This is a genomic window from Myxacorys sp. (assembly GCF_059501405.1).
The window spans coordinates 1-25,152 of the sequence record NZ_JCACCM010000101.1 but is presented as its reverse complement, the minus strand read 5'-3'; the positions used below and the strand labels follow the sequence as shown (position 1 = coordinate 25,152).

The window sequence follows — 25,152 nt, the reverse complement described above, 5'->3', positions numbered from 1 at the left end:
GGTTCAAGTCGTCCTATTCTCCCTGATCCTCGTCCCCATGTCTAGAACACGACCAGATGCTCAAGCGGTCATCGCTAAAGTCAGTCGGTCGCAACTCTAGATCGCAGACTTGCTCAATGCTATAGCGTCGTTGCTCTACCCATTCCTGTACCCAGACTTTGCGGTGGTCGCCTTGAGAAATAATTGAACACAGCCAAATTACTGCTACCCATCCCCAGTCTAGCCCTTCCTGTTTCCAGTGCCGAGGTAAGTGTTGATTCAACAGTTCTGCTAGCCCCACTCGCTGCATCACATGCAGCAGCAAGACGACGTCATCGATTCGTTCTGAGGTGAGTTTGAGCGCGTCTGTCATTGTCCAGTTAAAACTCTGGATTCTATCTTGGATGCTTCTTCCAGCCATTGCCACTAATTTAATCTTTTCTCTCGCTGATTACGCGAACGGTGAGTAACTAATGAAGCGACTGCTACCCTGACGACTATAAAGATCTGTATCGATCTGATGACTGAGAACACTTCGGCTCCAGCTATTCTCAATTGTCTTTTGGATGTACCAAATCCGTTGCTCTAAGTTCTTAAGCTTATCAAGGATAGTGCAATTATGCTTCCACAGAATTTGTGCACCAAGCTGGTGCACAATTGCTTCGTCGAGATATGCCTCGGCAAAGGCCCGCGTGTACTTAAGGTTTCGGGGTGAAAAACCTGTCATCTCCGGAAACTCTGTCTTTAGATCTTGAGCTAACCGATCAACTACCTTAGTACCCCAACCTTCCTCTTGCTGACGCTGAAGAATCTCACGCCCAATTTGCCAATAGAGGAGGAGCAGTTCTTGGTTGACAGCTAGAGCCGCCTTTACCTGAGTAGAACGAATCCGTTCTTTTAGGTGCCGGAAGAAGTCATCGTAGTTGTCTGGGAAAAGAGAAATTTGTTTAGGCATAGTCAGTTTTTCAAATGGAGGTTAAGATAAACCACCTAATCCTCTCTAGTCAGACGCTCCAGCTCATCCAGCAGCTTGATCATTCGATCTCGTTTCTTGCGCTCAGTCCAGGCTTTGCTCTTCTTCAACCGTTTGGTGATCTCCGTCATTCGACCAACTAATAACTGCTCCGGCGTCACCTCTGGATTTGAATCAGACTTTGATTCTTTGACCCGTATCTTAATTTCACTCAAGGAAAGATTTTGAGAGATTGACTTCTCTAGCAACTCATCCCGCTGCTGCTCATCTTTCATGCGAGCAATCGTCCGTGCTTTGGTGTATTCCAGTTTCCCTTCCCGTAGCGCGTCAAGAATAGTGAGCGGGAGATTGAGCAGTGGTAATCGGCTGCTACGCAGAGATTCAAGGTTGAATCGTCCTAGTTCTGCCAAACAAGATTCAATTTTATCTAACTGAAGGGAAACGTTTCCCTTCAACTCCTGCCCCCGATTTTTAGCGTTTGCTACCTGATAGACCACTGACTTCACCTCTTCTACATTTGTATCGAGTGCAATCGCCAGTAGTTCCAAAACGGCCTCAGTTTCCTCGATCGGATTGAGGTCATCTCGTTGGAGATTTTCCATCAACGCGACTTGAAGAGCTTCCTGATCAGAAAACTCTCGTGCAACGATAGAGATTTGAGTTAGCCCAACTTTTTGGGCTGCTCGTAATCGGCGCTCTCCAGCTATAAGTTCATAATTGTCATTTCCCAAAGGGCGTACAAGGAGGGGCTCCAAGATGCCATGTTCTTTTACAGAGGCAACTAGCTGCGCCATTTTCTCAGGATCAAAATAACGACGAGGTTGGCGTTTTACTGGTAGCTTAATGGCAGTCAGAGGAATAGTTGTAGCAGGTTGATCCGCTTGAGTACTGTTAGGATCAGCCACAAAACGTTTCATAACAGCATCACTTAAACTTTTGCGCGCTCTAGACATTCAGAACCTCCATAGCCTGTTTAAATAGGCTATCTAACTCACGTCGTGCCGTTCCTGCTGGAGTTCCAGTTAGCTCAAACACTGTAGCCCCTTGACCAAAAGCATCTGTGATGATCTGACGCTGATGAATGATTGTAGCTAACAATTTGATATCCTGAACCTGCTGCAAAACGGCAAAGGCTTCATCCTTTAACTTCGTTCCCTTGATTGCTTTATTAAGAAATAGCGCAGCCTTAGGTAATCCACCTCGAATTGCCTGTGCTTGTCGAACAAGCCGCACTGTGTCGGAAGCACTGGCCAAATCAACACCAGCTGGCTGGCAAGGGATTAACGCTAAGTCAGCCCATAGGAGAAGTGCTCTAGTGGTTTCACTAAGGGTTGCTGGTCCATCAACGAGTAGCCATTCATGCTCCTTAGCGAGCTTAGGCAACTGATCTAAAAGATCGTCAGGGTTTTGTAGAACTTGGAAGGGGATTTGGTGTTCTAAGGATTCTAGCCAGATTGAAGAGGTTCGCTGCCCATCTGCGTCTATAACTAAAATCGACTTTTTCTGACGCTGTAGCCACCGAGCTAGATGAACAGCAATCGTAGACTTCCCCGCTCCCCCTTTCTGATTCACGACGGCAATCGTAGGCATGAAGCAATTGAGAACGACAAGACAAGTTTATGCTAAATGGAATGAAGGGAAACGTTTCCCTTCAACAAAAATTGCATTAAATCCAGCAGAATTGCTCGTGCCAAAAAGGTTGTTTTTCTGTACGACAATAGCTAGTAGGAGTATTAGCATGATCAGCATTATTAAATACAAACAATAAGAGAGACTACGGTTTAAGCATTCAAAGCAAAACAACTTAAGCAGCTTGATGCTAAGAAGACCGGTTCCCAAGGTAAGGATTCCATAACTAAATCGTAGACAGAAATCGAACCACGGAGTGGATTTTCTTGAAAAAGAATAAGCAGGAGAATCCTGATCAGTAGACTTTAGCTTGGTTCAGACGGTGACATAGTTATAAGGTCAGCCTCAGACTTTAGCTTGGTTCAGACGGTGACATAGTTATAAGGTCAGCCTCATACCAAAACAAGAATTTCCGGTTTGCGTTATCAGCTTCAGTTAAACCTTGATAGTCCAGTTCACCAACAATACCCGTTACTCCCTAGACTCTAGTCTTTGCTCTATTTCCCTCAGGATTCTGCTTTTAGGATGGTTAGATAAAGCTTATTTATCAGTCAACAACGAAATGCGGGTTTGAGCATCTTTTTGTGGCTTGAAACTGATAAGAAAACATGAACAAACAGGAGTTATTCTCCACGAGCAATGATTTATCAATGTTTACACCCCCTTACTACACGAAACCTAGCCTTTGTGTAATAAAGTTGAGGGTAGGCATAGATTAAATTCTGATGAAAATTAATGGCAATGGGCAGGCGAGGATTTTGACAGCGACGGAGATTGATCTGCTTTTCGCTGAAGGACTACGTACAGATCGAGATCGCTCCTTGTTTGGAGTCTGTTTGTACACTGGTTGTCGGATCAGCGAGGCACTAGCACTTCGTACTGAAGATATTCAAGGCAACGTCATTACGCTGAGAAAAGCCACAACTAAGGGAAAGATCGCCACACGACAAATCGACATGCATCCGAATTTGCAATCACGGCTCGATGCGTACAGCCCGAAACCAGGCGCATTGTTCCCTGGCAAACGAGGGATTAGGCAGCATCTCAGTCGGTTTAGTGCCGAGAAGATTTTAAAGGAGGCATGTACCCGAGTGGGGCTAGTAGGCGTGTCTACACATAGCTTTCGACGCACGGCATTAACCCGAATGAGTACAGCTGGAATTCCCTTGAGGACAATTCAAGAGATTTCCGGACACCAATCGCTCTCTGAGTTGCAGAAGTATCTAGAGGTGTCTCCGGATCAAAAGAGAGCGGCAATCAACGCGTTAAATTTCTAGAAATCCTATCAGGATCAATCCAAAACACGTGTGAAAGAAGAAAACGGTCAGTCTCTGAATACTTGTGGTTGGGCACCCTAACTTAAACTTGTTCGAGCTCAACTATGGTTTTTCACTGCAAGAAACTTTCCGTACACGCTGCAATCGCATTCAGCTTGGTCCCCTTGAACATCTTTGCCTTACATCCGACAGCCCAAGCCCAGGAGAATGAGGATGCCTGTGCAGAGGTCATTGAGTTTGTATCTAGTGAAATGATGCGAGGGCGTAATTTAAGAATTGATTACAACCGTCGTGATGCTACACAAACCTATGCAGACGCGTCTAGTAAACGGCCAATCATACAAGTTCTTGTCATGAGTGGGTCTGCAGCCAATTCGATTTTTCAATCTCCTCGGTTCATGACAACTCAAACGAAAACTATCGTGCAAAGTTGCCACAATGTGGGCGCAGTAGAGTTCGCACTTCAAGGTAGTAGTGCAAGTATTACCTTGGGTTTGATGAAGGATGGTATGGTTAAAAAATTTACTTGCAGCGAAAATTCTTCTATTGCGTGGGGACAAGTTCTCTGTGGAGGCCGGTAAGTTTTATTTTCTCAGAAGATAACTCTCAAACATGAGAGTTATCTAAAACATCACTTGAGCATCGCCTCTACCAAATAGGCATTCCCACATTAAACGGATCAAAAACAACGTTAAGGCTGGAAGCTTGACTGTAGCTGAGTTCTATGATTCGGTCTACTGCAGCCTGGGACAGAAGTGCATCTGATTCTCAAGGCTTTCAACAATTGGCTAGAACGGGAAATCAGTCGTTTCGGGCTAGAACTAGACGGTTATACAGTTCAAAATTAGTCCTGAAAGTTCTTAGCGTTGGTTTTAGTCCGGTTGCTACGGGAACGCCTATTAGCCATCCCTATGCCTCGCAAAGCTCAATCACGCTAGAGCGAGAAGTGCAGCAATCGCAAGTAACAGCTTTACATTAAACCCGTACACCAAACTCTCAAAGCGTGAGTAGAGTTGTTCAAATGGGAATTCTGAATCTGGCTTCTGGACCGGCGAAGCACCCTTTACCTTAAGAACTTCAGGGTGGAGAGTTAGGAAGGGGTAGAGGAGTACAACTAACTGTTGAGAATGAGAGAATGCTTACAAGATTTTTTGCTTGGGTGCTCGCGGCACTAATCCTGCTTCAGAACTTAGTCGTCTGTACTTCCGCTCAAGCTGCAACAATCCTAACAGCCTCAACTACTACCTCAATTGAAGCTGCTAATAGAGAAAATACAAAAATTCTAACTTTCTCGGATTCGGAAGCTTTTTATAAGGAACTGGCTCATGCCTTGAAATCCAAGACCAACATCAGCATTAACACCCCTTTTAATCGCTATGAGGACTTTCCAACCCGATTAAAGGAAGTATTTCAACTTCAGCAAACTAAGCCGTTTCCTCCTGCCAGTGCGATCGGGGCTGTACCACTTCCTAGTTCTGATTCTGCCTATCATGGCCGCATCTCAATTCACTATGGGGCATTAGTTTCTGCTGGAGCAAGTACTGCCATTGGCGCAGGGATTGGAGGGGCTTCTGGTAGTTTTGTGATAGGAGTTGGAGCAGTGCCAGGTGCATTAGCTGGTGCTGGGATTGGTTTGACTACGTGGGCAGTTTCTCAGGCTATCGTCCATAACTGCCATAAAGTTGCAATCAAAATTGGTCCCGACGGCTCTTTCGCAATTAACATTGAACCTGTTTGCCCTTTTCTGGCATAAGTGGTTTTCATATGCCAGGCCGGTATTCCAATGCCCAGAACTCGCTGCCATTTAGCTGAAATGAGGTTAAGACTGGTAGAGAGCGATAACTTGTATGTGAATATTGGATTTCAAAGTACATAACACCCTCTAGACAAGGCAATCTAATCAAAAATCTGTTTTGGCAAGAGTGAGGCTGTATAAGTCTCCAGAACATTTGGTAAATTAACATTCATCAGCTTCAAATAACCATCTAGATACATTGGTGCGCTTAAGAGAGCAAGCTGAGAAGGTTTGACGCTAGGAAGCCAGAAGTGGCTACTGATCTTGGGCGAAACATTCGGCACCAGAGTCTTAACCTGCTGGTGCAATAAGTACTCGTAAACAAACTGCTTACGGATGCTGCGCTCTTTCAAGGATTCAACATTAGTAGAGTCTTGAAGGTGAGCAAGGGTTAAGTACTTGATGTCAATCACCTCAAATTGGAATAAGTCAGATACAAATGCTTCAAACTGCTCCTTAATGCAGAATAGAGATACACCCCGAAACAGTGATGAGGTGAAAACACCACCTTTGTCTGCACCAGGGCCGCTCACGTCTAGCTTGTTCAAAAGCTTTTGCTGGAATATCTCAAATGTCCATAAATCTTGCCGAACTGCCTCACAGAAGATGTGGTTGAAATGCTTCATGGCGTGCCAGGTATAGCCAAACTGCTTAGCATCCTCAGACGCCCAAGAGCCTAGTTTCCAGTACGAATAAAACTTCTTTGGTAAAGGACGATCAATCAGAAGGTCTTCGTACAGGGGCTTCAATTCCTCGCTGGTATGATAGCTACTAGGCTGACCCATATAAGCAATTTTGACAGACTTAAAAAAGTTAGAACTACCGCATGAAAACTTTGTTTGATAGCCAAAATCGTTCCAGTTATTTTCATGCAACTTATACTCAGTATTTACCTGTGTTGAGATGTCGATCGGAGGAAAAACAACCGCATCCGGCACCAACTTTTTGCCGTTACAGGTGAACGTGCTCGTTAAGTCAATCAGCTTGGGGGTAGCATCCAGAACTTGGAGAATATGATCGGCAACAAACGCGCGATCGAGGAATAACAGGCTTTGAGCTGGCACACTCTGAGCCAAGTAAGTCAGACACATTCATTCCCAGACACCATGGAAGTTGCTGATGCCCCAGATCTCGCCATCATTAGCACGCTGCCAGTTACCATACAAAAACTGCTCAATGGCACTATAGAACTGGTCATAGTCCGTATCTTTAAGCGGTGTACGTTGGTCGATCGTGTCAAGCGCCTCTTTGAGAATGTCAACCACCCGTTCAAAACTCTGTTCGGCAAACAGGCTGTCTTCCGTGCCTAGATAGTGCTGCTGAAAACGTTCTGCCAGAGCATTAACTTCTGGGGTGACCTCCTCTCCAAGCTGCACTTTAACCTCCTGCACTAGGTAGCAGTAGAGCGCCACAATGTCTCTGGCATCAAACTGGACTTGCTGCCGAGGCAATACCATTGAATCCACGTATACCGCTCCATTAGGCAGGAAGATACCCCGGTCCAAGTAGCGATGAAGCTGGCTCAGATCGATATGATTGGTGCGACCCAGACGGTAGGCAAGTGAAGCGATTTTGAGTTCATCATAGGCATCTAAAAGGGCACTTACACTATCTAACTTGGCGTAAAAGATGAGCGGTTCACTCAGAAGCTGAGTCACAGTAGAGCCAGCATCCCCCTGCACAACCCCATCCCGGTCACAAGCTAGCAGTTTACTAGTAGGCTCCAGGTAACCCTTGTCTATGCAGATAGACTTAAACTGACGCAAAATCTGATAGAGCAGAAGGAACAGGTCACGTTTAACCTCAAACGTGTTAAGTGCAGGTAATTGGTCTTGAAAGCCTTTAGGCAGGTGTAACTGGAGTTTGTTGTCCTCTTTGGCTATGCCCACAAATGAATAGGAATCGCTGACAACACAGGTCAAGTCGTTAAAGTTGAGCATGAATCATCACTACCGCTAGAAGTCTTCACCTTCCAACTGGAAATATCGCATTAGCACCTCAGTATGCTCCACGAAGTCAGCGAAAGTTATCAGCTTAACTGGGTTTGTGCGGGCTAACTTTTTAGTCAGAATGATTTCGAGAGGGCGTCGATCTTTGGCAAACACATTATCCCATAGGTAAAACATAAGTTTGCCTTTGACCTGTTGCAGTGAGATCTTGCCATCATCGGATTTCATAAACCACCACCCAATTTGCTTGTCCTCAATACGGCGAATGCTCTGTGCATTTGACAGAATAAATCGGTTTACCCCTACAATGCAGTTTCTCCACTTCAGATCACTGCCGTTATCCAACACAAGTCTTATAGATTGGATAGAATCAGGTGCGACTGACATCAGAGTAGGTGATTCAACATATTCCCAGTCCCAACGGCGCTTAAAAGCACTATCAAGATAGTAAATCGACTCATCAGAGGTGTTGATAGTCGCCAAGATTGATAGATTGGGTGGAATACTGATCTTGCCACGTTTTAGAAGCCTAGCGAGACGGGCACCGTCTAGATTGAAGTTACTCAGTGCTGCCTGCTCTTGATCGTTAAAGAAATCCTGATAAGGTTTGTATTTGATAGTAATGACCTGATTGTTGAGCGTCGGTTCATAACTCATTAACTTGAACAGTTCCATCAGTTCCAAGTCAGAGAGGTCAATTTCATAAGAGGACCAGTAGTCGCTTTCTCGATCAAGCAGTTGAAACACTGTACCGAAGATTGCTGCTGCATTTCCCCGATTAAGTTCATCAATCACTAACAAGTAGTGCTCTCTATTCCCATTCATTAATCCCTGGTAGGCACTACCAAGCGCTTGCAAGAAGTGCCCAGGATAAAACTTATAGATGATACTGCCACCTTGACTTTGAGGAAGCAGCTTGCCCATAAAATCGGCATAGGTATATTCGGGATGGAAGACGGTCTTGACCGTGTTAGCGAGAGTTTTGGTTGTCTCATCAAGCGCAATCCCAAGCTGAGCGGTCGCGATCTCTCGAATCTGGTAGCTCTTACCTGTGCCAGGACTTCCAAACAAAACTTTCTGAAGCGGTATCACATCAGGAACCATAATTACTGAACAGCCAATACACCCAACAGTCTAACCGTGCGTAAAGATCACGCGCAAAAAATACTCATAGGCCTCAAAGCTCTGCAACATCACCTTCTAGCATTCGATCTGGAAACGCTTCGCTTCTGCTTATTTCAGCCAGGAGTCGCTTAGCGGCAACGGGATTATCAAGAGCAATTCGTTTAGTAATATCTTTCAAGTCTAGTTTTGCTTGAGGAGTAAAAAAATAGTGGCTCATCACTAAGCTTGTTCAAGTTGCCGAAAATTTGTTATCAGTCTTTACGCAGTGGAAGGGTAACAATAGTTCTTGTCCTTGCTCCTCAGCTCGACTTTATCCATTTGAGATTTAGGTCATTCTTGCGGTGGTCTAGGTTGCGCTGGGGCACTCAACCTTTTCCCAAGTTGCGGTGAAACACCGACATTCAAAAAGTCAGGTCGAAAATCAGGGGTACTGGAACTAACGCCAGCAGAAGCTTTCAGGGAATGGATAAAGTCGAGCTCAGGACGCCCAGGACAAATCCTTTGGTACTCAGAATGAGATTTAGAGCGCTCAGGACTACGGCTATACAACGGATTCAGTTTGGTTGTCTTAAAGCAGGATGTTCAGGACAGGACACTCAAGATAGGCCATTTAAGAGAATTTCTCTAGGTCCTGCTTATCCTGTCTGGTTAATCAAAATCAGATAAGAAGGCCTCATTAGCTTCAGGGAAACTTAAAACAACTACTCCTCCTGCCTGTGCAATCAACTTCGCTTCTTCCAGTTTTTTCAAAATTTTATTGGTGACGCCTCGGTCATTCTCTTTGAGGTAACGAATCCCAGACTTAATTTCATGAACCCGCATACCATTAACGTTCTTTTCAAGCAACTGCAGCACTTTTACAGCTAGATCGATCGATGGTTTCTTCCAACTAGGAAATGCTGAAATCAGCCGTCCTTCTATTCCTCCTGCTCGCTCATTAGAGCCTTCTCGCTGTTTGGCTTCCATTCGTTCAGCCTGGTGTCTATCTTGCTGCATGTTCTGCTTCAAACTTCTAGGCTGACTGGCAAGCTGGTTTATAGATGAAATGGAGGAACGAGCATCCCGATCGTACCCTGAGTAATTCGGTAATTCAGGCATCGGATACCACTGCCTTCCATCACACCAGGCCCGCCGCACCGGAGAGCGTCGCATCTCAGCAGTAATAGCGCTCATGTCTCGTGCTGAATCCGCAAACCATTTTGCCTGCAACACCGCTTCAATTTGCATCTCTTCACCCAACATGCCAATCATCAGGGGGCGGAAGCGCGATCGCGAGGCCCCATTCGTTTTGAGGTCATCGCTATGAGCCGACTGTCCCGCTTCCCAGGCGTACTTCTGGCGTGAATCTCCAGAACTGACTAAGCTTTTCACCACATCGGCATAGCGCTTCGATTTCTCCCGAATCAATGTGCCCTCGTTGCAGATGAGCAAGCAGCATTCAGGACGGGCGTTAAAGTCATCCAGAATTGCATCAATCCAAGCGGCGATGGTCGAATCACTCGACATTGCTAGATTCAGTCGATAAAGTGTCACTCGCTCTAATCCGGCGTAATAGCCCGTTTCCTTGGAGTCATCTTTGCAATCCATGACGATGGCGCTGAACTGAGGGTAAGTGAGCAGAAACGATCTCAGGGCATTTGAGAGCAAAATGTCCTTACCTCCGCCGGAAACTGAGATCATGAGTGACGTTCGCAGTCGGTCTCCGACCAAATAATCAACCGGATTAAAGGACGGCAGAGCGTTTGCTGTTTCAGTTATCACGGGTGGGCTTTGCGGCATAAAGGGGAGTTCTGTGGCAGTTTCACCGTTTGGTACCGCCGCTGACCCAACATCGACCACGTTTTGCTCTAAGAGAGCCATTGCTCTAATGCCCATAGGAAGACCCGCATTATCTTCCGCGTTGGGTGTGTAGGCTTTCTTCACCTCCGCAAACGTAGACGGCGTTAACTGTCCCTCGATCAACTCCACAAGCTCGATCGCGGCTCCAGTTAATGTCAAGCCGTCAATGTGAGCCTGAACGCATTGGTCCACGATGAACTTACGCCCGGTGAAGCGAATCAGTTGGGCAATCTCGCGATGATTCAGCAGGTGACAGAAAGTACCAGTCCGAGCGATGTACTCCGCCTGCTGACCGTTCTTGGCTGCGCTTTTGATCGCATTCACCAGAACCGGAAGCGCGATCGCACCAGCAGCGGGTAGCCCACACGGCATGACCAAGGCTCCAAAGATGCCGACGGCTAGTAGAAATCGCCCGGTGGGCGCGTTGTTGACACGCGAGGCGGCCCGTTCCTCAAAGTCGTCAATCTTGTCCTCGATCTCCTGGGGGCTAAAGCGCCCTTCAGTTTCACCGTATCGGCTCAACATGATTGTGCCTCTCTACTCTTGAAACGGGTTAGCTTAATTAGCAGAATCGAACTGTCGCGCCCGAATCCAGAACACCACAATCACAAACGGGACGAGGAGCACTTCAAAACTGAACATCATCGTCAGCAGCTTCGTGAAGTTGCCCCAGTCAATGCGACTAGTGATCCCCGACGCGAGCGCCACAAAGAAAACTTGCAAGTTCCGGGCGGGTGGATATTGATGAATGCCAATCGCAAAGTCAAAGGCATAGGCAAACAGGGCTAACAACGCTGACCATCGCACAAAGAAAAACGGAATGCCGTTCATCGACTTGGCAATCTGGCGAGCGCGGCGCTCTCTGAACTGGTTTGGGTCCAAGCCGTTCTGCCGAGCATCTTTCAATGCGCCCCGCTTGGCTTTGCGATCAAGGGCAATCAGGATCCATAGCACCTGAAAGATTTGCACGACCGCCCAGACCAGAAGAGCACCGACCGAGGAGATCACTGTGTTCCAGCTCGTCAGCATCCAGCCAAGCACGGGCAAGTTGCGCACCCACGTGGCGTCTGTACTTGCTCCTTGGAATAGGCTGTAATACGGCTCGATATTGGTAATAGCGACTCGAATCAGGGCAACTCCTAATCCAAGCGCTAGAATCCAGGCGATGAGGCCAAAGATGGGATTGTCTATCGCCTCTCGCGCTTCATGCCCAGCTTTGTGGGCACAGGCTCTTGCGTTATCCTTCCAGGATGATTGAGCGTCTGATGACGGGTTTGTTTTCATACGATTGGCTCCTAACGAACAGGGTTGGAGTAGATGCCGCGCTCGCGGGTCTTGGCAGCGTTGATCAGGTCGGGATTACCGGTATGGGCGAGGTCACGTGCCACGGGCAAGCCGTGGAGGAAGGGATCGGAGACTAGCTTTGCGGTATTGCCATAGACGTCACACACCTCCATTCCGGCGGGCAGAAAGGCATGCTTCGGTAGAGTGCGAACGTCGAACCTCTGGCCGCGATACAGCTTGGCCAGCTCGCCTTTGAGAACTGGTTCCCCGTCTGTAATGGCGGTGTAGTGGTCTTTCTGGCTCAGTGAGAAAATCACCGTGCAGTGGTTGCGGTATCGTTCTTCGGCAATCTCGCGGCGTTGCTCGGAAACTAACTGCTCGGTTTGCAGGCGTTGATTGTCCTGCTGTTCTGCTTTGAACGACGCTCGCAGCTGCTGGCTCGAATCGATAAACTCCTTGATGCTGCCGGCATTAAGAGCCAGAATAAGGATGGCGACAGTGCCGCAAAGGCATTCAGCTTTGTGTTCTCGCAGCAATTGATAAAGGTGATGTTTTTGCATGGGCACTCCTGAGGTCGTCAGCAGGATCAGAAACTCTCTCCAGTCAGTTCTTGAGGTAGAGCGGCATTGGCTCATTCCCCAACGGTTTGAAGAGTTTCTACAGGTCGATCGCACCGAGTCCCACGCCCGGATCGTGCGGGAAGTCTGGCTCCAGGTCAGGCATTCTCACTTCGACGGGAAACCGGCACGGGTGAACATCGGACGTCCACCAGGTCAGCAGGGCGTCCCCGTAACGCGAAACCAATAGGGAGATCACATCTGAGGCACTATCAACGCCGGTGGTTTGCATAATGCGCTCGACCATCGGAATATCTTTTGAGCGAATCACAACTCTGCTTTGGCTCATGTTGCGCTCCTCATGCCAATCACGTTGGCAAACTGGGAGCGCTCACAGAGTTTGAATCGTCCTGTCGTGGCTTCCACAAGCGACTGGGCCAAGGCTGCCGCACCGCCCACGATCACCACTTCACCGAGATCGGACATCCACTTGGCCCAACCAATTCTGAGCTTGTTGCGAATGTCGGCTATCCAAGCATCCCGGTACTGCGGAAACTGATCGGCGAAACAAATTCCCGTGGTTCCGTAAACGTAGGTGCCCGTTGCGATCGCATCCATGATCAGCGTCAGGTTGGGTGAGAAATCGAGTTTTTGAAGCTCTGGGTGCTTTGTGCAGCGCAGGGCGAGGTCGAAGCTTCCGGGCACAATCACGCGTCCATCCGCCGGGCTGGAGCCATTGGCCGTGTAGATTTGGGCAATGCCAGTTTTACCGCCTAAATCGAGAATTCCGTTTGGTCGAGCATATTGAAACAGGCGTTGAGAGAGGCAGTAGCGGTAAGCGCCGAGTGTTTCTGGCTCCACGACCACTGATCTCACTTGCACCGTCAGGAGTTCACCATTGCGACGGTAGTGGTGCAGGCCCGTCAGCGCCTTCTGAATCGTTTCCGCCTTGTCCTGTTGCCGATGGTTGGGCAGGCAGCAAACCAGCTTCTGGATCACGATCTGACGTTGCTGATCGAGCGGTTGAATCATCGGCAGCACGAGATAGGGTGCTAATTCTGCCTTTTCACCTTCAAACGTCGCCTGTCCCGCCAGGTCTTGCGCCGCTTTGCCGACCACCCAGCGCTGACCGAGCAGGTCAGGATTGCCGTCGAGATATTCGCAAATGAGGCTTTGGCGATCTGCATGCACGTCGTCAAACTCGCCCAGGAATTGCACGAGCGAGGGCACCGAATGCAGGCGGTTCACCTCGTCGAAAGCCTTGATCGTGCGATTCCCTGCATCACAGGCAAATGTAGCCCAGCGAAGGATAGGCGTAGACGGAATCGAACGGGGTACGTCTGCCTCTGTCAATGTATTCATTGGGGTGAAAACCTCTGAGAGTGAATTGGAATCAAGCATTGAGGCGTTTTTCGGCTTTTGCTCAAGTGTGCAAGTCAAATGCCATCTCTAGCTGTTGTGCGTCAATCAATGGATCAATTGCGTCTTTTCATGTTTGATGTTAGCATCCGATTCGTAGCTGTCAAGTAGCGATAAGCTATTATTCAGCTACATTAAGCTACGATCGTTCAGCGAATTAGTAAAATCTTGAGCGTACCCGTATGGAATTAGCTCCTGTGAGTAAGCGCGTCTTTCTGACTCTGCCTGACACTGTTTATGCCGACTTAGAGAGGTGGGCTGATTTACAGGGACGACCCATCGCCAATCTTGCAAATTACCTTGTAGAGAGAGCGATCGAGCAAGCTAAAACATCTGGAGAACTACCGGCCGCAAAAGAATCGAAACCTCATGAGGCAAAGTCGCCATGACGCAACTCCTCGATAAGCCAACCGACCAGCGCATCGTTCTACAAGGAACGTGGGAGCAATTCAAGCTGATTCAGCAAGCCTCACAAGACTCTCCCGGAGTCAAGCTATTTTTTTACGCAGGAACAATCGAAGTCCTTATGCCAGGATTCCAGCACGAGAATTTCTCAGAAATTATTGGCTATCTCGTGACCACATTCCTGTTAGCTCAAGGCATTGCTTTCGTTCCGTCTGGGTCAGTTACACAGGAGCGCGAGGGGAAAGCCTCGGCTCAGGCAGATAAGTCTTACTGTCTCGGTGGCGCAAAGCCGATTCCTGATTTATCGATTGAGGTCATCTTTACGAGCGGCAGCTCCAATAAGCTGGCGCGGTATGCAGCACTCGGTGTGTCTGAGGTCTGGTTCTGGCAGGATGGCGTTCTCACGTTGCATCATCTGAGAAACGATGGTTACGAGCAGATCGAATTTAGCGAGCTACCCGGACTCGAGCAACTTGATGTAGACCTCCTAAGGCGCTGCATTCTGATGGCTGAGACTGATTTTCCATTGGCTGTTCAAACCTTTCAGGCATCCATTGGCAGGAGATAGAAACTTGACAGGCGTTGACTATGTGAATCGGTGAACGCTTGTACTCTTTCTCCTTTCTGATTACAGTTACAAAATATTCGTCATGGATCGATTGCGGATCAGAGAAAATGTCCTGGTAAACTTAGACTCACTTCAGCAATGTGAGCGACATCCTATGAGGCACCCAGTTTTCACCGTTGCAAAGCAAGAGGTTAACCCCATGATCTAGCACCCCTAGACGCCAAAAACCCCCACTGCTGCAAACAGAAGGGGCTTTGAAGGCGAATATTTAATTTGAATAACGGGAGGCGGGGACGCTAACTTGAAAGCTTTGGTCGGCCAGATAGTTAGGTTCCCTACGGTGCCATGCTTTTTATTATGCCTCATTTGTCCCATATGGCAATAGATGTTGCTGGGCATTTTTGAGCAACGCAGCATGGTTCTCTCTCCCTTCCCTTCACTTCTGGGTCAGAGAGCGACACGATTGAACTGAGATTTTTGTGCGCCCAGTTGCGCCACTTCTGTTGGCGTGACATTACAGCAAACCATCTGATTCATCTCTCATTCCTTGCTCTCTGTCCTTTGCACACCGTTTGGACAGAGAACCCATGTCAAGTTTCACCCTTACAACCCCCGCTCAAGGCGAGGTTGAGACAGCTCCCATTGCGTCTCGTTCCCGCACTCCCTCACGCAGCAGATTTACCGCGACGAAACGCGGCAATCCGTGTCACATGTGCAGCGACACCACCGGAAAATGTCGGCAGATGGAGAACCTCCATCTCTGCATGACCCTTGCCGACGCGGGTATCGCCCCTCCAGGATTTCGATTCATCGGCACCACGAAAGACCGGCTCTGGGGTAAGTTCGTGCCAGACGATGGACGAACCTCTTCTAATTGGAACACTTCCCTTCAGCAGCGCCAGCGTCATCAATCGACCCAGGGAGACCGAGAGATCCAGCAACACTCTCAAGCGATGGGTGCCGAGGTCCGCGACCCTCATTACCGTCAACTGCTGGATCAACTAAGACTGCACCCGGAGGATCGCGCCGATTTGCATCGCCGAGGATTAACCGATGCTCAAATTGACGCCTGGGGTGTGAAGTCGACCGAGCAGTGGCAACAGTTGCATTCACCACTACCGCCTACTCTCCCTGGAGTCAGTCTCGATGGCTTCAGCCTCAACTGCCAACCGGGCTATCTGTGTCCAATTCACGACGTGCAAGAGCACGTGGTCGGCTTTCAACTGCGCCTCCGCAGCGATGACGAGGGCGGACGCTACCGCTGGCTCACCAGCGCTACCAAGAAACGTCCCGATGGACCCACTCCTCACTTACCGAATGGCGAACTGCCGCTGGCAGTCCATCGCCCCCCTCACATCCTGCGGCGAGCGATCGCCTTGGTGGAGGGCGTGGGAGCGAAGCCGTTCATTACAGCGCAGCGCCAAGGGCAGGTCGTCGTGGGAGCGGCAGGCGGGCAGTTCGCTAGTAATCCCAAAACCCTCAAGGCGACGCTTGAGACGTTGGCTCAAGAACTAGGGACAAAGACGATCGAGTTCTACCCGGATGCCGGAACTCTGCAGAATCGCCATGTCCTGCGGCAGTACCGCGCCACCTGGAAGCTGCTCCGAAAGTGGGGCTACGGGGTTCAAATCGCCTGGTGGGGGCAAACCACTAAAGCCAGCCCTGATATCGATGAACTTGACGATTGCACAGCAATTGGGTGGCTCTCGACCGCCCAATTTGAAGCTCTGGCTCATCCCACCTTTGATTGGCTCGAGCGCATTCGGCGCACGCTGCAGAACAAACCGCAGCCGGCCCAATCTGCTGCCGCGCTGCGAGCGCGATTCGGGAAGCAAGACGTCTCCCAGTATCCCTCAGGTCAGCGTCTCTCCATCTGGCAGAGGGCGATCGCTCGCGGCTACCGCTACATTCTCGATATCTCACCCCCAGGTGCGGGCAAGTCTTTCGATGCCGGTCAAACGGATCCTCAAACTTTTGGAGTGAAGCAACTCATTTATGCTTCTGACCAGCATCGCAATCCCACCGTCACCACCCTGACGCAGGAGAATGGCTGGGTTGACCTCGAAGCCCGCCACGGCGGACTCGTGCGAGAAGTCACCCCTACGGGTGGCGTGCGCCTCAAGCGGGCGGGCCAGCGGGAGACTCCAACCCTGGCGGCCAATTGTAGCCGTCATCAACTTCTGGGAATGCTGCGAGACAAACACGTCCATGGCTCTGATACCGCTTCCCTCATCTGCAGCACCTGCCCGCTGAGAGAACCCTGTACGCATTCAAACGGTCCTGGCTATGGCTTTCTGTATCAGCGGCGCTCTGCCTTGTCGTCTCCCAAGCTCCGCGCTCACCTCGACAGCTTGCCGGACCCGCTCGACTATTCTTTGGCGGACACCCTCCTCCTCGTCGATGAACCCGGGCAGAATTTCCGCGTCAAGCGAGACCTGAAGGTCACGCTGCTCGATTTAGAGCACACCATTCTGAGGCTGATGGAATTTCCGGGGCTATTTCAGTCGCTCCAACCGATCCTCGTGGCCCTGATTCCGATGCTCGATGGTTCCACCAAACTCGGCCGATTTGGGATGGGTCACTCCGAATTAATACAGCGGCTGCCCCAAGTGGAGATCGACGGCGAAGCCGTGAGCCAAGTTCTGCGACCCGACCTCGGGTTCCTCAATAGCACAGCGGTTCACGGGGTCGATTTAGCGGATCTGCCCCGGCAGGTTCGCAAGAAGTTTGCCGAGCGTGACTCTGAGTTGGCAGATCAAGCTCAGCAGCGCGTGATCAAGCAGTGGTTGCCGGAGCTGCTGGGGATTCTCAGGGGTCACGCTCCGGGTGCTTCCATGCGGCTGAGCTATGACGGACTGACCTTAACGCTGCCAGACGGACGCCATCGATCTACGATTGGAGCCGCCAGAGCCACCATTTTTCTTGATGGTACGCTGCACCCACAGGATTTAGCCTTGAAACTCGGGTGTGGGGTCGACGAGATTTTTGTCTGTGGGCAACAGGTTCCCCCACCCGAAAACCTGACGCTGATTCAGGTCACGGATCTAGGACGGCTCGGAGTGCAGCGCGGCAACCAGCAGCACCAACGCGTGAGTGCAATTGTGGCTCATTATCAGCAGCAAGATGCTACGACACAGGTGATCGACTTTAAGAAATTTGCGCTCGAGAGCAGCGGGTGCTGGTGGCGCGATAGCCGGGGGATCAATGATTTTGAGGGGACAACGCGCTTGATCTTGGTTGGTACACCCTGTCGTAACGTAGCGGATTTGCAGGCGGAATATGGAGTGCTGGTCGGGCAGTATCCCCAGGACGACGATGCTCAGTTTCGGGCCTATGTGGACCGCTCGATTTTGTCTGAATTCCATCAGGCGATCGGCCGATTGCGATCCCATCGCCGAGCCGAAACGCCGCTCGAAGTCATTCTTCTCTCGGACTTTGAACTGGATTGCCCGACCCAAAAAGTGAAGGCAGCAGACATTACCATCAATGCCAGCACGAAGAAAGAGCGATTTTTTCTTGCAGTGCAAGCGGTGGGCGAGCAGCTCAAAGCCACGGGCACGAAAATCACGCAGCGGGCGATCGCAGCCCTGATTCCCTATAGCCAGCAGTACGTATCGCAGCACTGGAAATTACTACAAACGCTATTAGAGAGTCCTAATAGCAAAACTAGTCAACCGCTAGACCCTGATTCTCAGGAAATTTGCGTCCTAGTTGCCCCTCTGGTGGAGGCCACGATCTCCGATTGTGAAACAGCGGCACAGGTGTTAGAGACGGTCAATGAGATTTTTCATGAGTGGTTAGAGCCGAGCGGCTGGCTAGCGGTTTGGGATCGACTGAGCGGCAGGATCCAGACCGGGATTTTCACCGCGTTGATGCTGACCCTTCCCCCAGACCATATTGAGTCCTTTAAGTCGCTAGAAGCAGCTTGAAATGGCAGTTTTGTTACTTCAACGGTTATTCGCTCTACCTTTCTAATAGCGGGGGGCTGAGGAGAAGCCAAGCAAAAACTTGCGTTGAGGTATTAAAAGTTCACTAGTTGAACTTGTTAGAAACTAGGAGGCTGAAGCCTCTAAATATTTCGTTTGCTACTCAATCTCTTAGTTTTTATAAGAGGCTCCGTTTCTGTGGGGGCTGAGGAGAAGCTAAGCAAAAACTTGCGTTGAGGTATTAAAAGTTCGCTAGTTGAACTTGTTAGAAACTAGGAGGCTAAAGCCTCTAAATATTTCGTTTGCTACTCAATCTCTTAGTTTTTATAAGAGGCTTCGTTTCTGAGTGAATCCACATCATTGGTACTCTATTATGTCCCACTAATAGGGTACCAATTAGGGCACCAATGGTCATTGGTGCCCCTTTCCAATATTCAAAAAATCAGGTAACTTTGAATTTAGAGCAATGCACCAATCAACAACTAACCCCCTAATGATGGCAATGGCTTACTACTTAACTCGTCTGATTCAAACAGATTTTTGTCTTCAGAATAAAACACTAATTAAGTTCTTCAAATTTGAATCGTCAGGCAGCACCAAAATTTTTGACAATCGTACTAATTCAGAGTTAAATTTCGCTCATCAAGTAGCAGAATCTGGGATGTCCTGCTCAGTTCCTACCATCTCGGAGAAATTGTCTGAAATTCCGACTATGCAAGGCTTGCAATGTTTGCAAATCATCTTTGCAAACATTGCAAGCCTATGCCTTCACCTAAAACGCTGAAAACCTCATTTCAGAGTAAAGTTGCTAGGCCGCCAATCTGAGCGGTCGAAGCCTGATTCAATTCTGGCTCTACGTCGTCGTAACATATATCAACTTTCTGCAAAACTATTGCAAAAGAAGATAACTTCTCGGGCAGTGGCATAATAATCTTATGGTTTCAGCAATTAAGTGATTAAAGAGCACTCAGTTGAAGTCAACCAGTAGGAGTTTCCTTCAAATTTGTGATTAGTGTGCGTGATGCCTCAATCAAAGATGTAAAAGGCATCAGCAAGAAGAGATTTTCCAATTGATTGAACTGTAGAGGGCTAGACAAGAAGTAGTTCAGTTCTCTACTCAATGTGGTGAAACAAGGTGAGTTCAATTTACCTTGTTGGCTTTCGATTTGTATTTGCTTTGTGCCAGCATTGCTGCTTTCCAATAAAAGATGATTCAAGCGATTAAGTTCGATGGATCATTTTTTCTTAACCTTATCTAATGGAAGAACTTATGATGTTGAACGAGAACTTTTCCTACCCACTTAACTCTGAAGAAATTTGTGCTGAGTTCATCAATTCTTTGAAGGGTTCACAGCAGATTAAAGATGCTCAAAATGCTATCGTTCGATATTTCGTACCAAGCATCAGAGGGCCCATTCCTTCAGTACAAAAATCTACCTCAATCACTGCGCAAGATATTCAAATCGCCTACAGCTTTTTGCGAGACGTTCCATTGCACACGTTAGCGAATGCTCCGGAGCTAGCATCAACGCTATCTGAGCAGTTAGGCTATTCGTCCACTCAACAGTCGAGAATTTGTCACAATCTTAGAGAGATCGTTGATTGGGCGCGCAAGCATCATTATTTACCTGAACCCAATAATCCAATTCCTGATGGAACTTGCGCTCATATTGCAGTTGGACTGTTTAAGGGGTTAAAGCTAAAAACAGGCAATGCTCGTCAAATGCTCGAGGAATACCTAGAGCAAATTGATAATCGCACCAGCAGAACTGACCTAATTAATGCCGTGGTCCGCTTCTTTGTACCAGGCTGTAGAGGTCCGATCCCCTACCACAAACCAGCGCTCAAGATTGAAACAGAAGCTGCACTTCAGTACCTAGAAAATATCCCTTTGGAGTACCTCAATGAAGCTCCGTCGATTGCGATCGCGGCAATGAAAGCTCTCAACCTGAGACGGACGCATCAGACTTTAGTCCGCAAGTGTTTGAGGCTCTTTGTGACGTGGGCTAGGATGAAGCTCTATTTACCTGATCCGAATGCCGTTGCACCGTGGGGTGGAAAATCTCCACTTCAGACGGAGTTGCCTTCACAGCAGACCGTTCAACCGGAGCAGTGCACGCTGTTTGAGAGTTACCAGAGCTATCGTCAAGACTTAGAAGCGAACAATAAAACGCAAGAAGCCAATTCGCTTCAATCATCCGTGATTCGATATCTAATTCCGGCCTATGAAGGGCCAGTGCCTAAGTCCTCCAGAGCGACTTCAGCAGACGTTCAAGCTGGCTTAGATTACCTGAAGTTAATTGCACTCAATCAGTTTGAGCAAGCGACTGATCTGATTGAGGTCTATTTTGATCGTCTTGATGTACCAAGCTCAAGTCGATCTGCTGTAAGGTCTCGTATACGGCAGTGGCAAGAGTGGTGTGCGAACCAGCAAAGTCAAAGCGTAGAGGACAAAAGCCAGGAGGCTGAGCCTGTCTTCAACACCTTCTATACTCCAGGCAAATCGCGTCAACGCAAAAGACCAGGTCAGAAGATGTATCAAGAGAAGTGTCCTACTCACGCTCTTGGAGCCAAGAAATTTCCGAATGACTATGTCAATTCTCACTTGCAGCTGCAGATTAATGCCTACATAGAATGGCGGCGATCAAATGATGTGACTCCTGGTTCCATCAAGACAGAAGTGGAACAAATTTATCAAATATTGGGCTGGTTGCACCGGTATGAAGGGCTCTGTTTGGATGAGCTCAAGTTTGAATGTATTGCTACCAAGAGCAAATTAGTGTTTCTAATCTCGCATCATGATGACTATAGCGAGTATTTAATGCACAGGGAAACTGGGTTACAGGAAGCGTTTGCCAAAGCTGATCAGGACAAGCAGCGAATTGAGCGTTACCTGAAGTTTGTAGGTAAAAGCCCTCATTCCCAATTACGCCGCCTATTTGTCATTATTCGGGTTGCTGAGTTTTTGTATCGAGATGTGCTTGGTACAGATTACCTTCCAGAGAAACAAGACATTCCAATTCTGCGACGCTTATTGAAGCTTCAAGTTGAACTAAATAAAAAGAGTAAAATAGCTCCCCCATCTATATCGTATGGTGAAACCTCTGTGTCCTGGGAAGAGGCTGTAATGGCAATGAATAAAGAACGTTCTCGGGCGGATCAGATTTCAACTTATGCAAAGAACGCGAAGCTTCGCGTTGGATATTCTGTACAGCGACGTCCGGATAGGGCTATTGCTGAGGATCTGCAAAGATTTCTGAGTATTGTCTTCCTATTACTGATCCCGTCACGAGCAAGAACGTTCTATGAGTTACGTATTGGGGAGACGTTAAAGGAAGGAATTTTGACTGAAAAAACCTTTCAGTCAGTTGAGGAGTTGAAAAGGTTGGGTTTATGGAAGGAGCGCAAGGACCAGGTTCGTTTCTATATTCACCACATGCCGAAAAACTATAAGACTGGTAAGTCAATGCCGCCGTCGATTTTGGCGAATGGTGGTTGGTGGGCTGAGATTCCGAATCTTAACTTTGAGGATGCTTTTCTTTACGCTTATATTGACCGATGGTTAAACTGGGGACGAGGAATTGAAGGGGCTGTAGACCACAACTTCTTTTTCCGTGTTTTCCAGGGTACCGAGCCATTAGACGGTCATGCTTGGACTCATCGTATTAAGACAATTCTTGGGCGTTGGACTGGTGTACGAGTTCCTCCCAAAAACATCCGCAAAATGCTTGCTAGCGAGTTCCCAGAGTATGTAGAGAGCGCTGCGCTACTGTTACAGCACTCGGGTAGAATGCACATCCATCATTACGATATGCGACATACGCTTAAAAAGTTGCAGCCCATTATGGATGCCAATACCTGCTTTATTAAAAATGTACTGAGGACAGTGGATTCTCCCGATTAACTCCTAAGCTTAAAACTTTGCTACGTCTCTGTCCTGGCTTTAACCCCTCCGTAGCTATTTATGGAAGGGTTAAAGTATCACTCGCTCAACAAAAATGTATTTTCTGGCTGAAATCTAAAAACTTTCGATGCTTAGAACAGCGTACTCTAGTACATTAAAACTAAATAGTTCTTATAGACAAAATAGGAGTCTGTTGATGAGTGTCCAAATCCAGTTTTGGATGGAGATGATCGAAGGGTGTGCTCTAGGCAAATTAGACCTGCCGCACCACAAGGTCGCAGATTGGATCAACTTCTTAGTCTCGCCCCGCCAACAAGCCCAGATTGTCTTCGCAACCCAACTCCACAATGGGTTAACCCTCTACTTTCGAGGCAGCAACAAACTGTATGCCTATCTCGATAGGCACTTCAACGGCCAAGTCGGCATTCCTCATCCAGAAACCTCGTTCGTAGGTACGGTGCCACACCCCATTCGGGCCACTTACTAGAAACTGAGAGACTATGGTTGTGTCGCAGAAATGATAATGTGAGAAGGTTCGATTTCCTCTCATGTCAATTTAACTGCCATCTCAATCCCTGTTTAAGTGGAGACACTTCTTACCCGAAATCATTGTAGTGAATGTGCGATGGTATTGTCGTTATCCTCTAAGCTATCGGGATTTGGAAGAGATGACGGCGGAACGAGGGGTCGAGGTGGATCATTCCACCCTTCATCGCTGGGTGCTGAGCTATGCCCCAGAACTGGACAAACGAATTCGTCCTGATCTAAACCCAACGAACGATTCGTGGCGGGTGGACGAGACGTACATCCAGGTGAAAGGAGCGTGGAAATACCTTTACCGTGCCGTCGATTCGATCGGCAACACGCTCGACTTCATGCTGAGCGCAAAGCGGGACGGTAAAGCCGCAGCCCGGTTTTTCCGCAAAGTGCTGAAGGCGACTCATCCTCAAACTCCACGGGTGATCACCGTCGATAAAAATGCGGCCTATCCAGTGGCAGTCGAAGCGTTGAAAGGCGATGAAACGCTGCTAGCAGAGACCCAATTATGGCAGAGCAAGTACCTGAATAACATCATCGAGCAGGATCACCGCCACATCAAGTGACTGACCAAGCCAATGATGGGATTCGGCTCATTTAATACGGCAAGACGAACCTTGAGTGGGATTGAAGCGATGAGTATGATTCGCAAAGGACAGGTGAAAGGAATGGGCAAAGGGGAAAGTGTGTCTCAAGCGAAATTTATCGAAGAACTCTTCGGAATGAGTGCTTAACGGAACGCGAACGAGATGCTTCGTTTGTCACTAAAAAATATTTGCGACACAACCAATATTCTGGCACGTTAAGAATGATGCATTAACGCCCTAGTACTTCAATGCAAGAAACCTTCCCATCTAAACCACCCTTGTTGTTCCAAGCAACATAGATTTCGTCATCTTGATATACAAGTTGAAAGGTATAGATCATTCGGTAGTCCTAAAGATGTAAGGATGGTTGAAAAGCCCAGTCAATCACGAATCTACAGCTCCATCTTTCAAGAAAAGGGCTGAAGTTCCCAGGATAAGGGCGCTGAAACGCTGCTGATTGGTTAAGTCAGTGCGCTTTTAAGTCAAAAGCAGGCCGTATACTCAAGGCAGGCGACTTCTGACTAGATGTCTATAACGCGTGTGCAACAATTGTTTCAGGCATCATTACTTGTTTAGCACTACCGTATCTTGAACATCATCGAAATCCATCAAACCAGGATCGCGACAACTTCGTACTGGAATGAGTTAACTTGGGCTTTCAGCCCTTCAGGAATCTATGCACTTTAAAGTGCATAGTGGTTTAGTTGAGAGCTTTATTGACACCACCTTGATGTATTGCGATGAAGCAAAGTACGGGAAAATCAAAGGTTCTGGCGATTTTCTATCCCGAGCTCACGCTCAATTAGCTGGCAAGGTAGACTCCTCTCTGCTTTTCTACTCATCGCTAGGGGCCATGCTCCCAGCGTAAAGTGATAAGGAAGTGGGAATCAATACTTCAGCCATTCATCAACCTTTGCAGAATTGTTTAGCTCTAAAGACATTGATAAAAATATTTGTGATGGATCGCCCCTTGATTAGAGAAAATGTTCTGGTACACTTAGACTCACTTCACCACCGTTCAGGACATTTCATGATTCATCCAGTTTCCCCTTTACAACCGTACGTGACTTTTTTGTCATGGTACCAATTTGATGTCGTCGAGGATGTGAAGCTTGTCTCTGCTGACGTTTAGCTTTGAGTGTGGAACTGGAGTATATAAACTCACCGTTCGCGTAATCAGCGAGAGAAAAGATTAAATTAGTGGCAATGGCTGGAAGAAGCATCCAAGATAGAATCCAGAGTTTTAACTGGACAATGACAGACGCGCTCAAACTCACCTCAGAACGAATCGATGACGTCGTCTTGCTGCTGCATGTGATGCAGCGAGTGGGGCTAGCAGAACTGTTGGTCGTGTTCTAGACATGGGGACGAGGATCAGGGAGAATAGGACGACTTGAAC

21 protein-coding genes and 2 pseudogenes are annotated in these 25,152 nt (G+C 48.2%); 10 read left to right on the top strand and 13 right to left on the bottom strand.

Annotated features, from left to right (window positions below):
• Positions 1 to 55 precede the first annotated feature (55 nt).
• The 4 genes and pseudogenes from AC5I6P_RS12630 to AC5I6P_RS12615 all read right to left on the bottom strand — a co-directional run.
• Positions 56 to 352, bottom strand: a pseudogene (locus tag AC5I6P_RS12630) (IS1634 family transposase); the annotation flags it as partial.
• A gap of 78 nt (positions 353 to 430) precedes the next feature.
• A complete protein-coding gene (locus AC5I6P_RS12625) occupies positions 431 to 934 on the bottom strand; it encodes a DUF1016 N-terminal domain-containing protein (protein WP_495694116.1) in 504 nt (167 codons plus the stop codon).
• Positions 935 to 969: 35 nt separating this feature from the next.
• Positions 970 to 1,869: a ParB/RepB/Spo0J family partition protein gene (locus AC5I6P_RS12620; RefSeq protein ID WP_495694115.1), complete on the bottom strand. Its 900-nt coding sequence runs from the start codon at positions 1,867 to 1,869 to the stop codon at positions 970 to 972.
• A 28-nt stretch (positions 1,870 to 1,897) separates the two neighbouring features.
• A complete protein-coding gene (locus AC5I6P_RS12615; RefSeq protein WP_495694114.1) occupies positions 1,898 to 2,542 on the bottom strand; it encodes a nucleotide-binding protein in 645 nt (214 codons plus the stop codon).
• Between the two features lie 764 nt (positions 2,543 to 3,306).
• Here AC5I6P_RS12615 and AC5I6P_RS12610 point away from each other — a divergent pair.
• The 4 genes from AC5I6P_RS12610 to AC5I6P_RS12595 all read left to right on the top strand — a co-directional run bounded on the left by AC5I6P_RS12610 (position 3,307) and on the right by AC5I6P_RS12595 (position 5,611).
• Positions 3,307 to 3,858, top strand: coding sequence for a tyrosine-type recombinase/integrase (locus tag AC5I6P_RS12610; protein ID WP_495694113.1), 552 nt, complete (start codon positions 3,307 to 3,309; stop codon positions 3,856 to 3,858).
• Positions 3,859 to 3,962: 104 nt separating this feature from the next.
• Entirely contained in the window at positions 3,963 to 4,439 is a 477-nt protein-coding gene (locus tag AC5I6P_RS12605) for a hypothetical protein (protein WP_495694112.1), read from the top strand.
• A 143-nt stretch (positions 4,440 to 4,582) separates the two neighbouring features.
• Complete coding sequence (locus tag AC5I6P_RS12600; RefSeq protein WP_495694111.1) at positions 4,583 to 4,837, top strand: hypothetical protein; 255 nt, start codon at positions 4,583 to 4,585, stop codon at positions 4,835 to 4,837.
• 156 nt (positions 4,838 to 4,993) lie between these two features.
• Positions 4,994 to 5,611 carry a hypothetical protein gene (locus AC5I6P_RS12595; protein ID WP_495694110.1) on the top strand — a complete coding sequence of 206 codons (618 nt, stop codon included), beginning with the start codon at positions 4,994 to 4,996 and terminating at the stop codon, positions 5,609 to 5,611.
• A gap of 143 nt (positions 5,612 to 5,754) precedes the next feature.
• On the opposite strand, the gene AC5I6P_RS12590 is transcribed toward AC5I6P_RS12595, so the two are convergent.
• From AC5I6P_RS12590 to AC5I6P_RS12550, 9 genes are all read right to left on the bottom strand, one after another.
• A complete protein-coding gene (locus AC5I6P_RS12590; protein WP_495694109.1) occupies positions 5,755 to 6,744 on the bottom strand; it encodes a hypothetical protein in 990 nt (329 codons plus the stop codon).
• On the bottom strand, positions 6,745 to 7,593 hold the full coding sequence (locus tag AC5I6P_RS12585; protein ID WP_495694108.1) for a hypothetical protein: 849 nt from the start codon (positions 7,591 to 7,593) through the stop codon (positions 6,745 to 6,747).
• A gap of 15 nt (positions 7,594 to 7,608) precedes the next feature.
• The gene (locus AC5I6P_RS12580) at positions 7,609 to 8,706 is read right to left on the bottom strand and encodes an AAA family ATPase (RefSeq protein WP_495694107.1); all 1,098 of its coding nucleotides are present in this window, start codon (positions 8,704 to 8,706) and stop codon (positions 7,609 to 7,611) included.
• A 73-nt stretch (positions 8,707 to 8,779) separates the two neighbouring features.
• On the bottom strand, positions 8,780 to 8,944 hold the full coding sequence (locus AC5I6P_RS12575) for a type II toxin-antitoxin system RelE/ParE family toxin (protein ID WP_495694106.1): 165 nt from the start codon (positions 8,942 to 8,944) through the stop codon (positions 8,780 to 8,782).
• Between the two features lie 431 nt (positions 8,945 to 9,375).
• Positions 9,376 to 11,091 (bottom strand): hypothetical protein, encoded by a 1,716-nt coding sequence (locus AC5I6P_RS12570; RefSeq protein ID WP_495694105.1) that lies wholly within the window; start codon positions 11,089 to 11,091, stop codon positions 9,376 to 9,378.
• A 33-nt stretch (positions 11,092 to 11,124) separates the two neighbouring features.
• Positions 11,125 to 11,850 (bottom strand): hypothetical protein, encoded by a 726-nt coding sequence (locus AC5I6P_RS12565; protein ID WP_495694104.1) that lies wholly within the window; start codon positions 11,848 to 11,850, stop codon positions 11,125 to 11,127.
• An 11-nt stretch (positions 11,851 to 11,861) separates the two neighbouring features.
• Entirely contained in the window at positions 11,862 to 12,410 is a 549-nt protein-coding gene (locus tag AC5I6P_RS12560; protein ID WP_495694103.1) for a hypothetical protein, read from the bottom strand.
• Positions 12,411 to 12,507: 97 nt separating this feature from the next.
• Entirely contained in the window at positions 12,508 to 12,756 is a 249-nt protein-coding gene (locus AC5I6P_RS12555) for a hypothetical protein (protein WP_495694102.1), read from the bottom strand.
• Positions 12,753 to 13,769: a ParM/StbA family protein gene (locus AC5I6P_RS12550; protein WP_495694101.1), complete on the bottom strand. Its 1,017-nt coding sequence runs from the start codon at positions 13,767 to 13,769 to the stop codon at positions 12,753 to 12,755. Before AC5I6P_RS12550 ends, AC5I6P_RS12555 begins: the two co-directional genes overlap by 4 nt.
• Positions 13,770 to 14,008: 239 nt before the next feature.
• Between AC5I6P_RS12550 and AC5I6P_RS12545 the strand changes: the two genes are divergently transcribed.
• The 6 genes and pseudogenes from AC5I6P_RS12545 (at position 14,009) to AC5I6P_RS12520 (ending at position 23,900) form a co-directional block, all read left to right on the top strand.
• A complete protein-coding gene (locus AC5I6P_RS12545) occupies positions 14,009 to 14,215 on the top strand; it encodes a ribbon-helix-helix domain-containing protein (protein WP_495694100.1) in 207 nt (68 codons plus the stop codon).
• A complete protein-coding gene (locus tag AC5I6P_RS12540; RefSeq protein WP_495694099.1) occupies positions 14,212 to 14,799 on the top strand; it encodes a Uma2 family endonuclease in 588 nt (195 codons plus the stop codon). Before AC5I6P_RS12545 ends, AC5I6P_RS12540 begins: the two co-directional genes overlap by 4 nt.
• Before the next feature lie 587 nt (positions 14,800 to 15,386).
• Positions 15,387 to 18,728, top strand: coding sequence for a hypothetical protein (locus AC5I6P_RS12535; RefSeq protein WP_495694098.1), 3,342 nt, complete (start codon positions 15,387 to 15,389; stop codon positions 18,726 to 18,728).
• A gap of 1,267 nt (positions 18,729 to 19,995) precedes the next feature.
• Positions 19,996 to 22,629: a hypothetical protein gene (locus tag AC5I6P_RS12530; protein ID WP_495694097.1), complete on the top strand. Its 2,634-nt coding sequence runs from the start codon at positions 19,996 to 19,998 to the stop codon at positions 22,627 to 22,629.
• A 196-nt stretch (positions 22,630 to 22,825) separates the two neighbouring features.
• Positions 22,826 to 23,116, top strand: a complete 291-nt coding sequence (locus tag AC5I6P_RS12525) for a hypothetical protein (protein ID WP_495694096.1) — start codon at positions 22,826 to 22,828, stop codon at positions 23,114 to 23,116.
• A gap of 73 nt (positions 23,117 to 23,189) precedes the next feature.
• Positions 23,190 to 23,900 (top strand): annotated as a pseudogene (locus tag AC5I6P_RS12520) (IS6 family transposase).
• Positions 23,901 to 25,152: the final 1,252 nt, after the last annotated feature.

Excerpts from the sequence above, each read along its gene's own strand:
- AC5I6P_RS12605 (WP_495694112.1), top strand. The coding sequence starts at position 3,963 with ATGGTTTTTCACTGCAAGAAACTTTCCGTACACGCTGCAATCGCATTC.
- AC5I6P_RS12595 (WP_495694110.1), top strand. The coding sequence starts at position 4,994 with ATGCTTACAAGATTTTTTGCTTGGGTGCTCGCGGCACTAATCCTGCTT.
- AC5I6P_RS12625 (WP_495694116.1), bottom strand. The coding sequence starts at position 934 with ATGCCTAAACAAATTTCTCTTTTCCCAGACAACTACGATGACTTCTTC.
- AC5I6P_RS12585 (WP_495694108.1), bottom strand. The coding sequence starts at position 7,593 with ATGCTCAACTTTAACGACTTGACCTGTGTTGTCAGCGATTCCTATTCA.
- AC5I6P_RS12610 (WP_495694113.1), top strand. The coding sequence starts at position 3,307 with ATGAAAATTAATGGCAATGGGCAGGCGAGGATTTTGACAGCGACGGAG.
- AC5I6P_RS12590 (WP_495694109.1), bottom strand. The coding sequence starts at position 6,744 with ATGTGTCTGACTTACTTGGCTCAGAGTGTGCCAGCTCAAAGCCTGTTA.
- AC5I6P_RS12535 (WP_495694098.1), top strand. The coding sequence starts at position 15,387 with ATGTCAAGTTTCACCCTTACAACCCCCGCTCAAGGCGAGGTTGAGACA.
- AC5I6P_RS12620 (WP_495694115.1), bottom strand. The coding sequence starts at position 1,869 with ATGAAACGTTTTGTGGCTGATCCTAACAGTACTCAAGCGGATCAACCT.
- AC5I6P_RS12575 (WP_495694106.1), bottom strand. The coding sequence starts at position 8,944 with ATGAGCCACTATTTTTTTACTCCTCAAGCAAAACTAGACTTGAAAGAT.
- AC5I6P_RS12540 (WP_495694099.1), top strand. The coding sequence starts at position 14,212 with ATGACGCAACTCCTCGATAAGCCAACCGACCAGCGCATCGTTCTACAA.
- AC5I6P_RS12565 (WP_495694104.1), bottom strand. The coding sequence starts at position 11,850 with ATGAAAACAAACCCGTCATCAGACGCTCAATCATCCTGGAAGGATAAC.
- AC5I6P_RS12570 (WP_495694105.1), bottom strand. The coding sequence starts at position 11,091 with ATGTTGAGCCGATACGGTGAAACTGAAGGGCGCTTTAGCCCCCAGGAG.
- AC5I6P_RS12555 (WP_495694102.1), bottom strand. The coding sequence starts at position 12,756 with ATGAGCCAAAGCAGAGTTGTGATTCGCTCAAAAGATATTCCGATGGTC.
- AC5I6P_RS12615 (WP_495694114.1), bottom strand. The coding sequence starts at position 2,542 with ATGCCTACGATTGCCGTCGTGAATCAGAAAGGGGGAGCGGGGAAGTCT.
- AC5I6P_RS12525 (WP_495694096.1), top strand. The coding sequence starts at position 22,826 with ATGAGTGTCCAAATCCAGTTTTGGATGGAGATGATCGAAGGGTGTGCT.
- AC5I6P_RS12600 (WP_495694111.1), top strand. The coding sequence starts at position 4,583 with ATGATTCGGTCTACTGCAGCCTGGGACAGAAGTGCATCTGATTCTCAA.
- AC5I6P_RS12580 (WP_495694107.1), bottom strand. The coding sequence starts at position 8,706 with ATGGTTCCTGATGTGATACCGCTTCAGAAAGTTTTGTTTGGAAGTCCT.
- AC5I6P_RS12560 (WP_495694103.1), bottom strand. The coding sequence starts at position 12,410 with ATGCAAAAACATCACCTTTATCAATTGCTGCGAGAACACAAAGCTGAA.
- AC5I6P_RS12550 (WP_495694101.1), bottom strand. The coding sequence starts at position 13,769 with ATGAATACATTGACAGAGGCAGACGTACCCCGTTCGATTCCGTCTACG.
- AC5I6P_RS12530 (WP_495694097.1), top strand. The coding sequence starts at position 19,996 with ATGATGTTGAACGAGAACTTTTCCTACCCACTTAACTCTGAAGAAATT.
- AC5I6P_RS12545 (WP_495694100.1), top strand. The coding sequence starts at position 14,009 with ATGGAATTAGCTCCTGTGAGTAAGCGCGTCTTTCTGACTCTGCCTGAC.